Annotated in this window: 9 protein-coding genes; 8 read left to right on the top strand and 1 reads right to left on the bottom strand. The window is 64.9% G+C overall.

What is annotated here, in order from left to right; all coding sequences use genetic code 11:
* Positions 1 to 38: 38 nt before the first annotated feature.
* Positions 39 to 854 (top strand): hypothetical protein, encoded by an 816-nt coding sequence (locus tag LDN95_RS00920; RefSeq protein ID WP_226015740.1) that lies wholly within the window; start codon positions 39 to 41, stop codon positions 852 to 854.
* Here LDN95_RS00920 and LDN95_RS00915 read toward each other — a convergent pair.
* A complete protein-coding gene (locus LDN95_RS00915) occupies positions 739 to 2307 on the bottom strand; it encodes a glycosyltransferase (RefSeq protein ID WP_226015739.1) in 1569 nt (522 codons plus the stop codon). The genes LDN95_RS00920 and LDN95_RS00915 overlap by 116 nt on opposite strands.
* 130 nt (positions 2308 to 2437) lie before the next feature.
* On the opposite strand from LDN95_RS00915, the gene LDN95_RS00910 reads away from it, so the two are divergent.
* The 7 genes from LDN95_RS00910 (at position 2438) to LDN95_RS00880 (ending at position 12721) form a co-directional block, all read left to right on the top strand.
* Entirely contained in the window at positions 2438 to 4018 is a 1581-nt protein-coding gene (locus LDN95_RS00910) for a glycosyltransferase family 2 protein (protein ID WP_226015738.1), read from the top strand.
* A 14-nt stretch (positions 4019 to 4032) separates the two neighbouring features.
* Positions 4033 to 7368 (top strand): glycosyltransferase, encoded by a 3336-nt coding sequence (locus LDN95_RS00905; protein WP_226015737.1) that lies wholly within the window; start codon positions 4033 to 4035, stop codon positions 7366 to 7368.
* Positions 7365 to 8294: an NAD-dependent epimerase/dehydratase family protein gene (locus LDN95_RS00900; RefSeq protein ID WP_226015909.1), complete on the top strand. Its 930-nt coding sequence runs from the start codon at positions 7365 to 7367 to the stop codon at positions 8292 to 8294. Before LDN95_RS00905 ends, LDN95_RS00900 begins: the two co-directional genes overlap by 4 nt.
* The gene (locus LDN95_RS00895) at positions 8252 to 8998 is read left to right on the top strand and encodes a hypothetical protein (RefSeq protein WP_226015736.1); all 747 of its coding nucleotides are present in this window, start codon (positions 8252 to 8254) and stop codon (positions 8996 to 8998) included. Before LDN95_RS00900 ends, LDN95_RS00895 begins: the two co-directional genes overlap by 43 nt.
* Complete coding sequence (locus LDN95_RS00890) at positions 8971 to 10815, top strand: glycosyltransferase family 2 protein (RefSeq protein ID WP_226015735.1); 1845 nt, start codon at positions 8971 to 8973, stop codon at positions 10813 to 10815. The genes LDN95_RS00895 and LDN95_RS00890 overlap by 28 nt, the downstream gene beginning before the upstream one ends.
* Positions 10816 to 11070: 255 nt before the next feature.
* Positions 11071 to 11424, top strand: a complete 354-nt coding sequence (locus tag LDN95_RS00885) for a hypothetical protein (RefSeq protein ID WP_226015734.1) — start codon at positions 11071 to 11073, stop codon at positions 11422 to 11424.
* Positions 11425 to 11467: 43 nt separating this feature from the next.
* Positions 11468 to 12721 (top strand): NAD-dependent epimerase/dehydratase family protein, encoded by a 1254-nt coding sequence (locus tag LDN95_RS00880; RefSeq protein WP_226015733.1) that lies wholly within the window; start codon positions 11468 to 11470, stop codon positions 12719 to 12721.
* The last annotated feature ends 68 nt before the right edge of the window (positions 12722 to 12789 follow it).

Raw genomic sequence — 12789 nt, 5'->3', positions numbered from 1 at the left:
TGCAACTTGACGCTTTATAACCCCCGCTTGGGGGAAACATGCTGGATTTCGATGGGGGACATGCGCGTCCGGCGACCAATGCATTGGTCGCCGATGCTCTGACGGGCGGGCTTGGCCTTGGCCCGCAGCTTTCGGCTGTGTCAGCCACGCCCGCGCAATTCATCGTCCATCTTGACAGCAGTGTGCCGCGCGACCCGATCGCGACCGGGCATCTTCTCGGCGGACTGCGGCTGCTTGGCGATCGTTTCGCCATCGTCTCGGCCAATTCGCGTGACACGGCCCGCACGTTCTGCGCCAAGCTGCATCGCGCCGGTCTCGATGTGCCTGAAAGCCGGGTGTTTCTGGCGGGCGAACAGACCTTGCGCCTGGTTGGCCTGCGCCATCCCGAGGCGCGATGCCTGTTTGCCGCCTCGCGCATTCTGACCCATGCAGCGCGACGCTTCGGGCTGGTTCCGGTTCAGCGCGATGCCGATGTGGTGGTGATCGGGCGCGATACCTCGTGGAATTATCAGCGGCTGGAATTGATCGCCAATGAGGTGGCGCGCGGCGCTGCGTTCTATGCCACCAATCGGGATACCACGATGCCCACCACCGATGGTCGGTTGTTGCCCGATACGGGGGCTATGGTCGTCGCTGTCGAGGCGGCAAGCGGCGTTTGCGCCACGTCGCTCGTTGGTGCGCCACCGCGCGAACTGTTCGCCCTTGCTGCCAGCGCGCTGGGCGGTGATGCGGTGCTGCTTACGTCAAGCGGGGTGGCTGGGTGCGAGATGCCGACAATGCCTCTGCCACGCAGCCTTCAGGATTGGCGGGATCTGACCAGTCAGTTCGGGTCGCGGCCAAGTTTGGTGGCATGATCGCCTGCGTTCTTGCCAACGCGTTGCGCCGGCCTTGTGCCAGCGTCACCAATCGCTGTAGCAACCGCTCAGGTACATTCGCCAGTTCCGGCGCCAGCAGATGGGCGGAATGATTACCGCGCAGACGGTCGGCAATCGCACCCAGATCGAATGCGGCGATGGCATTGCCCGTGGCAAGAGCATGGGTCAGCGTGAACGACCAGGTTTCGGGCCAGATGGCGGGAAACAGCACCAGATGCGGTGCAAGATCGCGCAGCAGGCTGCGGGCGTCGGCATTGCGGTAACGGCCGGTGACGGTAACTCCGGCGCGGCGCAGCGCGGCATCGTCGCTGCTGTAGCCGAGCAGGGTGAACTGCACGGGCGCGTTGGTGCGCCGGGCTTCGTCGGCCAGCGCCAGCAGCACGTCGAAGCCCTTAGGCCGATTGAGTGCGCCGATGACCACGATCGACAGCGGTGCATCGGCAGGCTGTATCGTCTGATTGCCAGAGGCAGCCGGCTCGCGCTCGGGGTTCCAGACATCGAGCGGAATATCGCCGAACACCCGGGCCATGCGGATCGCCAGATCGCGGCTGGGGACGGTCACGCGCTGGGCGCCATGCAGCAAGGCCGCACTGGCCGCACGCCATTCGGCCATGGCAATGCCAAGCGGTGCGACGCATGTCTGGCAACTGGCAAGGTCGGGCAGTGCGCAATATCGGCCGGACACATCCACCAGATTAACCCGCGGACAGGCTGCAAGATAATCGTGCAGGATCACTTCATACGTGATGCCCAAACGGCGGGTGAGCGCGGGCAGATTGGCCACCACATCCAGCGGCAGGTCGATGACGTGGTTGACCACCATCCGGGTAATACCCAGCCGGGCCAGCAACGCAGCAAGCAGCGGCTCGGCCTCAGGGCCAAGTCCGATGATCTCGGCCTGATCGCCGGATCGAACCGCAAAGCGGGGTTCGGGCTGGTCGAGGCGCAAGGTGCGGATAACCCGCTCCCCCTCGGCTTCCAGCCGATCGGCAAGGAGGTCGAGGAATTGCGAACTTCCGCCACCGCGCGCATGGTCGAGCAGCAGCACGCCGGGGCGCGGATCGTCGGCGGGAAGGGCGGCCGTCCTAAGCAGTGGAGGCGCTCCACTGGACAGCGCCGTTCGCAGCAAATGGCGGGCTGGTACGCCGGGATGCGTTTCACGCGCGCGGGGCAAATCGAACAAGGGGCCGGGCAGGCGTCCCAGCCTCGCCCCGACCAGCAGATAATGCAGTTCGGGTGCGCGTGCGGCCATCCGCCGTTGGACCGGATAGTGTATCTGATCGAGATAGAACCCGGCGTCGAACACGCCTTTCATCGCCGCAATCTGGCGGTGCAGGATAGCGCACACCATGAGCCGCGCAAACGGCAGCGGCCCGAACAGGGCACGGTTGCGCAAGCGCGTAGCCGTGCGGTGTGCTAGAATGAAGCGCATGTCGTGGCTTGCGTCCTTGCCGAACCGGCTGCACCGCCTGAACCACCAGATCGGGCGCCGTGCCGCCCGGTGGAGCGAGCGGCTGTTGCGGCATTGCTCTGGTCGTTGGCCGTCGCTCGGCAGATCATGGTTGGCGGGTCCGTTGCGCTGGCTGGTCGCCCGGCGCTTGCGGGCGGCGGGACTGATCGATCCCTATCACCCGGATTGTTGCAGTTCCGTGGCACTGGCGCGGCTTGTCGATGTGCCAGCGTATGCAGAGCGGTTCGGTCTGACCGACGCCGGCCCGCTCGAAACGGCCGTCGCGGCGCATTATGCCGTGCATCGCCCGCCCGCCGATGAAAGCGGCGTGGTCCGCTTCGATCCGCGCGCCTACCTTGCCGCAAATCCGGACGTGGCAGCGCGAAAAGCCGATCCGCTGCGCCACTTCGTGCTTCATGCACAGCGCGAAGGCCGCGACAGCTCGGTCGCGGTGCCAATCCCGTATGAGCCGACTGCAACTGAACTTGCGCGCGGCACGGACCGGGCGACACCCGGAATGGTTTGCGTGATCGTTCCGGTTCACGGCGCAAGGGTCCGCACGCTGCGCTGCCTTGCCAGCCTGTTGAACGCCGCCAGCGACGTGCCCCATCGCGTGCTGGTGGTCGATGACGCATCACCCGATGCAGCCTTGCGGGCGGCGCTCGACGCGCTTGCGCAGGCTGGCCGTGTCGCCTTGCTGCGGCTTGACCGCAATCGCGGCTTTTCCGGTACGGTCAACGCCGGGCTGGCCGCGCTGGCGGCGGGCGAGGATGTGGTGCTGCTCAACAGCGATACCGAGGTGTTCGACCACTGGATCGACCGTTTGCGCGCCACCGCCCATGCTCAAGGCGATACCGGCACCGTCACCCCGTTGACCAACAGCGGCACGATCCTGTCCTACCCGATCGCCTTGCGCGACAATCCGCACCCGCTCGAAACGTCATGGCGCGCCATTGACGCCATGGCGCGGGATCTGGCGCTGCCGCCGGTCGAGATCCCCACCGCCGTCGGCTTTTGCATGTACATCCGGCGTGATTGCCTCGATGCTACAGGTCCGTTCGATGCCGAGGCATTCCCGCGTGGTTATGGCGAGGAGAACGACTTCTGCCAGCGCGCTGCGGCACTGGGTTGGCGGCACATGGCGGCCACCGACACGTTGGTCTATCATGCCGGCTCGGCCAGTTTCGGCAGCGCCAAGGCTGCACTGATCGAGGCCGGTCTCGCCGTGCTTGACCGGCGCTACCCTGAATATCAGGCGCAAGTGCGCGCCTTCATCGCGCACGACCCGCTCAGACCGGTGCGTCTGGCGCTCGATTGTGCCCGCATCACCAGCCTTTCGCCGGTGCGCCAGATCTCGCACTGGGTCGGCGATCCGCCCGCAGGCTTCGGCCCCGGCGATATTCGGATGACGTTCGAGCCGGGTTGCAGGGCTGTCACATTGTCCTGCGCCGGGGCACCGATCACCCCGTCGCTCACCGACTTGATGCTGACTGACATGATACTGCCATATGACGAACCTACGGCGGCTTCCGCATTAACCCTGCTTGCGCCTGCGGTACTGGACTTGCGGGACGGGGATTGCATCGGGGCCCGCCAACTTGCCAAGTTCATCAAGATCGCCCGGAAGCAGTCATTTACAGGCACTGTTCGCGCTGGCTCCGGCCAGTTGAGGCACACCAAGTCGAATCGCTGAGTCAACCATCGCCGATGTTCGCATCCGATCCAGATCCCCTGTCCTCCGAGGCCCTCGACATCAGCGATGTCGAGCGGATCTTGTGCAGCCCGCTGCCGGACGGTTCGATCGACGGGTTGCTGCCGCGGATCAGCGATGCCTGGACGACGCGTTTCACCTCGCTCGACCGGTTTGCCGGAGAACCCGAGTCCACCAAGGCGCAGCGCATCTGCATCGCGACCGAGGAAATCGTCGGCCCGGTGCGCAATGGTGGCATCGGCACCACGTACGCCCACCTTGCGATGATGCTGGCCGCCGAAGGCAACGCGGTGACCGTGCTCTATCTGCGCGGCAACGAGGTTGAGGTCGAGACGATCGACCACTGGATCGCATGGTATGCGGAACGTGGCGTGCGGCTGGTGCCCGTGCCCGACTATGCGGTGCGCGACCGTTTCCTGACCGCCGCAGATCGCTGGCTGCGCGCACCCTACAACATGATGCGCTACCTGATCGAGCATCCGCAGGATGTGGTGCACGTATCGGAATGGCGCGGTTCGGGCTATCTCAGCCTGCTGGCCAAGCGGCAAGGCATCGCGTTTGCCGACACGCTGTTCATCGTCAAGACCTCCTCGCCGTGGCTGTGGAACCGGCTTTATGGCAGCCAGCCGCTCGAACGTGCCGACGATCTGGTCAAAGTGCAGGCCGAACGGCAAAGCGTGGAACTGGCCGACGTGGTGATCGGCGGTTCGCTGCACCTGCTGCGCTGGATGGCGAGCCAAGGCTATGCGATTCCGCGCGACCGCACATTCGTGCAGCCCAACGTCGCCACCTTCACCACGCTCGAACCGCTGATGCAGGCGCGCCAGCTGACGCGCGGCGAGCGGACCCCGATCAACGAGATCGTGTTTTTCGGCCGGCTTGAGGCGCGCAAAGGCCTGTTCGTGTTCTGTCAGGCGATCCGCCGCCTGATCCGCAAGGGCGTGAAACTGCCTCCGCGCATCACTTTCATGGGCAAGCCGGGCGCGCGCATGGCCTCGCACCCCGACCAGACCACGCCCGAATACATCCGTTCGGTCACCGAACAGTGGCCGTGCGATGTGCAGATCCTGACCGAATTCCAGCAGTTCGAGGCGATCGAGTATCTGCTGGGGGACAAGCGCCTCGCGGTAATGCCGTCGATCATCGAAAACAGCTCGATGGCGATCTATGAAGCGGCCATCTGCGGCATCCCCAGCGTGTGCACCAATGTCGGTGGCAATGCCGAACTGATCCATGCCGATGACCGCGAGGCGGTCCTGTGTCAGCCGCATCCGGTTTCGGTCGGCGACAAGCTGGAAGAGGCGCTGGCGCTGGGCGGGATGGTCCCGCGCCCCAGCTTCGACAACGACGCGAACCTGGCGACATGGCGCCGGTTCCACCGCCAGTTGGGTGCAGGCCTGCGCGAGCGGCTGATCGCTCAGGCCCGCGAGCCTTCGCGCGCGGCAGGTTCGGCGGGCGCGCGGACAAACGGTCAACCGGCCACCAGTGTCTGCATCTACTTCACCGGCGATACCAACGCGCTAGGCCGCACTTTAGCCAGCGTTGCCCAGCAAAAGCATCCGGCTGCCGAAGTGCTGGTCGCGGTCGATGGCGATGACGTGGCCGCCATTGATGATGCGCGCCAGATGCTGGCCGCACATGGCTTCGTCGGCGATGTTGTCGATGCCTTCGACCTTGATGCAGGTGCGGCTTTCAATCTTTTGGCGCAGCGCGCGCGTGGGCGCTTCCTGTTGTTCTTGTGGGAAGGGGCGGGGCTGGAGAAGCCTGCGCTGTCCGCATTGGAGAGCATTGCCGCATCGAGCGGGGCAGGGCTGCTCAATTACCTGCACCGCGTGCTTGATCCGGCAGATGCCGACGCGACGCCACCGCTGCGCGCACTGGTCATCGGCAGCGCTTCGGACAGTTTTTGCCGCAACGATACGCGCGAATTGCCGCTGTTCGTGCGGGCAGAGGCGTTCCGGCGGCTGGGCGGGTTCACCGCCGACTATCGCGTGCTGGGCTACGATCACGAGTTCGTGGCAAAGGCACAGCTAGCAGGCGAACAGTGCGAGACCGCGCTGCTCGAACTCGGTGCGATCCAGGCGCGCTCGGCCGATTGGATGCGTTTGCGCGGTTATGATCTGTCGGCCAGTACGTTCCGCGTGATCCGGCCAAAGCTGGCGGCGTCGCCATTGGGCATCCGCGACCTGCTGCTCTTTGCGCGCGGATTGCAGATGCGCGGGGGTGCTGGCGGTGGCAAGCGCAAGTCTCCGGCGCAAGAGAACGTGACCAAGGCCGAAGGCCTGCTGGCGCGGATGATCACGGGCCTGTCCAGCCCCGAACCCGCCGCGCAGCCGCCAGCGCAAGTGGTCGTCGCCAAGTTCGCCAATGCCGGAAAGGCCGCCGAAACCGCGCGCGCCGCCGCTGTCGTCGCGGCGCCCAAGGCTGCGCAGGCGCAAGGGGCGACGACCGAAAAGCCTGCCGGGCGCGGGCAAGGTGCTGCCAAGCGCGGCAAGAAGCGCCCGGTGGCCGAGCGTTCTGGCTTGCTGGGCTTGCTCGACCGGTACGAGGACGGCTCGCTGGTCCCGGCCAAGCGGGCACCCCCGCCGCCCGCGCGTCAGACCACATCGAATGCGCTGGCCAGCCTGATCGAACGCGGCGAAGTTGCGAGCGAAGGCAATCTCGTTGGACAGTTCATCGGCTTGCACGATGGCCGCCTGCAAGGCTGGGTCACCACGATCGGGCCTCGCGCCGGGCAGTCGAACCGGCCCTTGCAGGTGGAACTGACTGTCGACGGGGTCACCACGCTGCATCCTGCCAGCCACGTGTTCCCGGCCATGTCCTTGCTGCCGCCCGAGGCCATGCGCCACGGCTTCGTCATCGACCTGCCGCACAAGCCGGCACGCTCAGCAACAGTTGCATGGCAGGTAAAAGTGGCCGGATCGTCGCTTATGCTGGGCGAAGGGGTGGCCATGGCGGCCGACGCCCCGCTGGAAAAGTGCGGCGTCAACGGGTTTTGCGATCCGGGCGAGATGGGTCTGGTCTATGGCTGGGCGTGGTATCCGACGATGCCCGACTTGCGCGTCGACCTTGCCGTGTTTGTCGATGGCGCCCCGCTCACCCGCTTGCGCGCCAACCGTGAGCGCGAGGACTTGCTGGCCGGAGGCATCCCGCAAAGCGATTACGGATTTCAGGTGATGCTGCCCAAAGTCCTGCGCGAACAGGGCCGTCACCGGATCGACGTTGTGGTAGCAGACAGCGGCATCCCGCTGCGGCGATCTCCGGTTTACGCCGAGGGTATGCACGTGACCGTGAGCGAACTTCCCAGAAAGAAACTGTTCGGGTGGCTATGAAGATCCTTGTAACCGGCGGCTGTGGCTTTATCGGCGCCAATCTGGTTCCCCGGCTGGAAGCTGCGGGTCATGCCGTGCGCGTGCTCGACAGCGAGGTGCTGGGCCAGCGCGAGCATCTGGGTGATTTTGCCGGCGAATTCCTGCGCGGCGATATCCGCGACGACGTTGCGCTAGACGCCGCACTGGTCGGAGTCGATGCGGTCGTACATCTTGCCGCCGATACCCGCGTGATCGAATCGATCGCCGATCCCGCGCTCAACTTCGATGTGAACGTGGTCGGCTCGTTCCGCTTGCTCGAAGCGATGCGCCGGCATGAGGTTCGCCGGATCGTCAACGCATCGACCGGTGGCGCGATCATCGGTGAGGCGGAGCCGCCCGTGCACGAAGGCATGGTGCCAAATCCGATCTCGCCCTATGGCGCGACCAAGCTGGCGGTCGAAGGATTGTGTTCGGCATGGGCGGGCAGCTATGGCTTTTCCGCGCTATCGCTGCGTTTTGCCAATGTCTACGGGCCGCGCTCGTTCCACAAGGGCAGCGTCGTGGCCGCCTTCTGCAAGCGCATTCTCGCCGGTGAACCGCTGATCGTGCACGGCAATGGCGAACAGACCCGCGATTTCGTCTATGTGGCGGACTTGTGTCAGGGGATCATGGCCGGGCTGGCCAGTGATCGTTCGGGCGTGTTCCAGCTTGGCTCGGGACAGCCCTTGTCAGTCAATGCCCTGATCGAGGCGCTACGCGTGGTCGTTGGCCCGCAATCTGTTGCTGTCGACTATCGCCCGGCCCGCGCTGGTGAGATCGACAAGACCTGGTGCAACGTGGCCAAGGCCCGCGCCGAACTGGACTTTCGCCCCGATACGCCTCTGCATGACGGACTTGCCGCCACATGGGACTGGTTCGTGCAGCAGAATGCTTTGGCCTTGGCGTGATCGGCCTGCGTCGCCCGTGGTTCCGGCCAACGCCTGCGCTGGCGCTGCCGCCTCGGCAACTGCGGAGCGTCGAACGGATCGGCTGGCTTGAAGGGGTGCACGACGGCTGGTTGCGGGGCTGGGCGCATGATCCCATCCAGCCGGGCAAGCCGGCCCGCATCCAGATCAGCGGCGGGGCGACCGGCGGCACCATCACCGTGCTTGCCGACCACTATCGCGCCGATGTGCAGGCCGCCGGTCATGGCCTTGGGGTTTGCGGCTTTGCCGTGCCGGTCGGCGCGATGGTGGCCGATCCGATCGAGGCGCGCTGGGCGGATACGGGCGAGCCGTTACCCGGCAGCCCATGGCGTGCGGGCGCCGCCAAGGCGCCGCTCGAAGGGTGGCGTGGATCGCGCATAGCAGTGTTCGATCCGCCATTGCCGGGCAGTGCGACGCTGACCGGCTTCGCGCTCGACACCGCCGACCCGCCTGCGCGTCTCGAGGTCATGCTGGTGGCGGGCGAGCACCGCTTTGGCCCGGTTCGGGCTTGCCGCCATGCCGCGCTTGCCCGCACTTTGGGCGGCGATGGCTTCCATGGCTTCTACCTGCCGTGGAACCCTGCGGTCCTTGCCGAAACCGTCGAACCCGAGCTGCGTGACGCGCGCGATGATGCCTTGCTGCTGAAATTGAACCGGACATGGGCGCGCAGCGTCGGCTTGGCCTGATCCTCCCGCCGGGTGATGACCCGTGGCGCCGGTTCAACCTTGAGCAAGGTTTCGGCGCGGTCGCGGCACAAATGCTCGCGCAGGGCTGGGCTGTCGACGTGCTGGCAGAGCAGGTTCCCGATGAGCCGTGGCCGGCCGGGGCGGCCTTCGTGCCGGTGCCGTTGCTGCCCTGGCCGGTGATCGGTGGGCCGGGTTCGACCAGCATCACCCGCAGCCTCGATTTCGGCCACCGCCTGTGGGCTTGCGCGCGGACACGGCGATACGATGCCTTGCTTGCACCTTTGGCGGGAGGGGTGTTGCAACCGTGTCTGATGGCGCGGGAACTGGGTGAGCTTGATCGCGCGACCGCTCTCCTGTTGTGGGGCGACGCGCCGACTGCGGCTCGGCTGCTGGCTGACATGGAATTGGCCTCGCTGGGGGCTCTGGCCGATGATGCGCTTGAAAGGCAGTGCGCCGAACTGGCCGATGCGGTCTTTGCGCCCGGCGCTGCCGCGTTCGCGCCGCTTCGCAAGCTGGGTGTGCCGCAAGAACGTCTGGTCGAGGCACGGCTGGGTGCGTTCGGGCGTTGGCCGATCTCGCCGTGGTCAAGTGGCCCGGTGGCTACGCTCACGCATATGGGGCCGGGCAGGCGAGCGTGGGGTGCGGACCGCTTCCTTGACGAAGTCGAGCTGCGCGCCGAAGCGGGCACTCTGCCGCCTGAGGGTATCCGCCTGTTGGGGCCATGGCGCGATCGTGCCTATGGCCTCAGCAAGGATCTGATCGGACTGCGCGCGCTCGACTGGGCGTTCGACTTCGGTCTCGATGATGCGGTCGAACCGCACGATCTGGGCCACAGGCTTGCCCGCGGTGGGCCAACCACGCTTGTGTTTTCGGGCCCGACCGCCGACGACGACGCGCTGGTCGCGCTGGCGCAGGCCGCCGGGCATAGCGTGGAGCTGGCTGCGGACCACCGGCTTGCGAATGCCAAAGCGACTGACCTCGGCAGCGATTGGCCGGCGCTGATCGAGAGGGTGACGGGCATGCGGCGCGCAACTTTGGTACCTGCGCCATCGGGCAACGGACCGGTCGCGAGCATCTGCATCGTCCATCGCGACCGACCTGAGGCGATAGTCCGCGCGGTGGCGAGCGTGGCTCCGTCGAGCGCCTTGGTGCGCGAAATCATCGTCGCCGATGCCGGAAGCGTGATGGATGGGGTCGAATCGGCGCTGGCGATCGTCGCGCAGTCGGGCGCGCAGGTGCTTCGCCTCCCGCCGATGCGGCATCGCGCCGCCTGTCAGGCCGCTGCGGCAGCAGCACGGGGCGATGTTCTGGTCTTTCTGGACGACGACAATGCCTGGCGCGGGGATGGCGCAGCCCGGCTGATCGAGGGGCTGCTGGGCAGCGAGTTCGACATCGTTGTGACGAACCTGGCCCTGCACCAGAACGGCACAGTAGGCACTGATCCTGCGGGATCGCCGATGGCAATCCGTGCCTTCATCGGAGAGGCACATGCCGCCGGTCTGTTCTTCAATTGCTGGGGCGATTCAAGCCTGGCCATCCGGCGTACGGCGTTTGACCGGGTCGGCGGCTTCGGCACTTATGAAGGTGCCGGAAATGATTGGGCTTTTCTCGCCCGCGCCAGAGCTGCCGGACTGCGCATCGGTGTGCTGCAGGATCCCGCGGTCGATTATTCTAGCGGCACATCCAGCGAAAATCATCGCTGGCGCAAGCGCGATGCCGAGGGCGCCCGGCAAGAAGTTGTCCGGGTCAGCGCGTTAACCTTTGATGAAAAGTTGCTGGCGTTGCTTGATCTGTCGCAACTCTGTCACATCGTTTGAGTACCGCCATTTCGGTCGGAACGCGGTGACGACCACAAGGGGATCTCGTTCATTTTGAGAGCCAGCGGATTAATGGTCTTGGTAGTCACTTCTACCGAGATCTTGTCTGCTGTCGCCCTTCCCCCTCTCGTTGGAGGGATGCTGCGCAATAGAGTTATTGGTTCTCGAGGGTGCTTTTTTAGCCGTTCATTGATGCGAGGGTGAAAAGGGTCGCCCGGCATTTGCTGATGAAGTGTTTTCCAGGGGGTTGCTTTTATGTTGCTGTTTATTGACGAGCCGCGCAACTTGAAACTGGTGCGCCAGATTCCCGAAACCGGTTCGCGTGAACCGCTGGGCAAGATCAAGAAGCAGTTCCTGGCGATTCCTGAAGATGTACTTCCGAACCTGTCGACTGAAGAAGTCGCCGAAGTGGAAGCCGCGTTCGAGCTGGTCGCTCAGGGTGAAGCTGCGCGCGTCAAGCTGCTGGTCGCCAACTTCCCCGCAACCATCCGTGAGGCGCTTTCCTACTACAAGGATGGTGCGTCCGCGGTCGAACAGCGTTGGATCCTCGGTGCCCTGCTCGAAGGCCTGCGCGTCGTGCGCCGCCACGAGCGTGAAACCGGCGTCTGAGCCCGTATTTCTTCCCACCGGTCCGGTCGAGGTAAGTATTCCGATGGAAAAGGTTATTGTCCTTGGTGGCGACGGGTTCTGTGGCTGGCCGACGGCGCTGCATCTGTCTGACATCGGCTACGAAGTCATCATTGTCGACAACATGTCGCGCCGCAAGATCGACATCGAACTGGAAACCCAGTCGCTGACGCCGATCGCTTCGATGAACGAGCGGCTGGCTGCCTGGCGTGAGGTAAGCGGCAAGACGATCCGTTTCGAGCGGATGACGATCGGAGCCGATTACGATCGTCTGGTCCGTCTGCTACGCGAAGAACGCCCGCGCGCCATTGTGCACTTTGCCGAACAGCGCGCGGCGCCTTATTCGATGAAGGGCGCCTATGAACGGCGCTATACGGTCGGCAACAACCTCAATGCCACGCATGACGTGTTGAGCGCGATTGTGGACAGCGGCCTTGATATCCATCTGATCCACCTCGGCACGATGGGGGTCTACGGTTATGGCACGGCGGGGATGAAGATCCCTGAAGGCTATCTGCCGATCACGGTGGACACGCCCGAAGGCGCCAAGGACATCGAGATCCTCTATCCGGCCAATCCGGGCAGTATCTACCACATGACCAAGGCACAGGACGCCCTGTTCTTCTGGTACTACAACCGCAACTTCAAGACCCGCGTGACCGACCTTCACCAGGGTATCGTGTGGGGCACGCAGACGCCGCAGACCGAAATGGACGACCGTCTGGTCAACCGTTTCGATTATGATGGCGATTACGGGACGGTCCTCAACCGCTTCCTGATGCAGGCGGCGATCGGCTACCCGCTTTCGGTCCACGGTACCGGTGGCCAGACCCGCGCGTTCATCCACATTCGCGACACCGTGCGCTGCGTCGAATTGGCAATCGCCAACCCGCCCGCGCATGGCGAACGCGTTGCGATCATGAACCAGATGACCGAAACCCATCGCCTGATCGATCTGGCGGAGATGGTTTCCGAATTGACCGAGGTTCCGTTCGAACTGATCCCGAACCCGCGGATCGAAGCGGAAGAGAACACGCTGGTCGTGTGCAACGACAGCTTCCTCAAGCTTGGCCTCCAACCGACCCGGCTGGTCGATGGGCTGGCGCTTGAAGTCACCGGAATCGCCCGGCGCTTTGCCGCGCGGTGCGACCGATCGAAGATTCCTTGCGTGTCGCAGTGGCGGCGCGATCTTGCCAATGTAACCGAGCCTACCGTCGTCCCGTTGACCCTTAAAGTGGTTTCCGGGTGGGACGAAGGCCAGATGCCGATCGCCGTCTGATTGGCCAATTGGGGGGCCGGCCATGTCAGGGTGCTTTTTGTCAGCCTGAGCATGGTGTGGTTGCCCCG

Source organism: Novosphingobium sp. FKTRR1 (assembly GCF_020404405.1).
Taxonomy (GTDB): domain Bacteria; phylum Pseudomonadota; class Alphaproteobacteria; order Sphingomonadales; family Sphingomonadaceae; genus Novosphingobium.
This window is presented reverse-complemented; position numbering and strand designations above follow the sequence as displayed.

Bases quoted from the DNA above. Each gene is read 5' to 3' on its own strand.
- LDN95_RS00920 (WP_226015740.1), top strand. From the start codon at position 39: ATGCTGGATTTCGATGGGGGACATGCGCGTCCGGCGACCAATGCATTG.
- LDN95_RS00915 (WP_226015739.1), bottom strand. From the start codon at position 2,307: ATGCGCTTCATTCTAGCACACCGCACGGCTACGCGCTTGCGCAACCGT.
- LDN95_RS00905 (WP_226015737.1), top strand. From the start codon at position 4,033: ATGTTCGCATCCGATCCAGATCCCCTGTCCTCCGAGGCCCTCGACATC.
- LDN95_RS00900 (WP_226015909.1), top strand. From the start codon at position 7,365: ATGAAGATCCTTGTAACCGGCGGCTGTGGCTTTATCGGCGCCAATCTG.
- LDN95_RS00895 (WP_226015736.1), top strand. From the start codon at position 8,252: ATGGGACTGGTTCGTGCAGCAGAATGCTTTGGCCTTGGCGTGATCGGC.
- LDN95_RS00890 (WP_226015735.1), top strand. From the start codon at position 8,971: ATGGGCGCGCAGCGTCGGCTTGGCCTGATCCTCCCGCCGGGTGATGAC.
- LDN95_RS00885 (WP_226015734.1), top strand. From the start codon at position 11,071: ATGTTGCTGTTTATTGACGAGCCGCGCAACTTGAAACTGGTGCGCCAG.
- LDN95_RS00880 (WP_226015733.1), top strand. From the start codon at position 11,468: ATGGAAAAGGTTATTGTCCTTGGTGGCGACGGGTTCTGTGGCTGGCCG.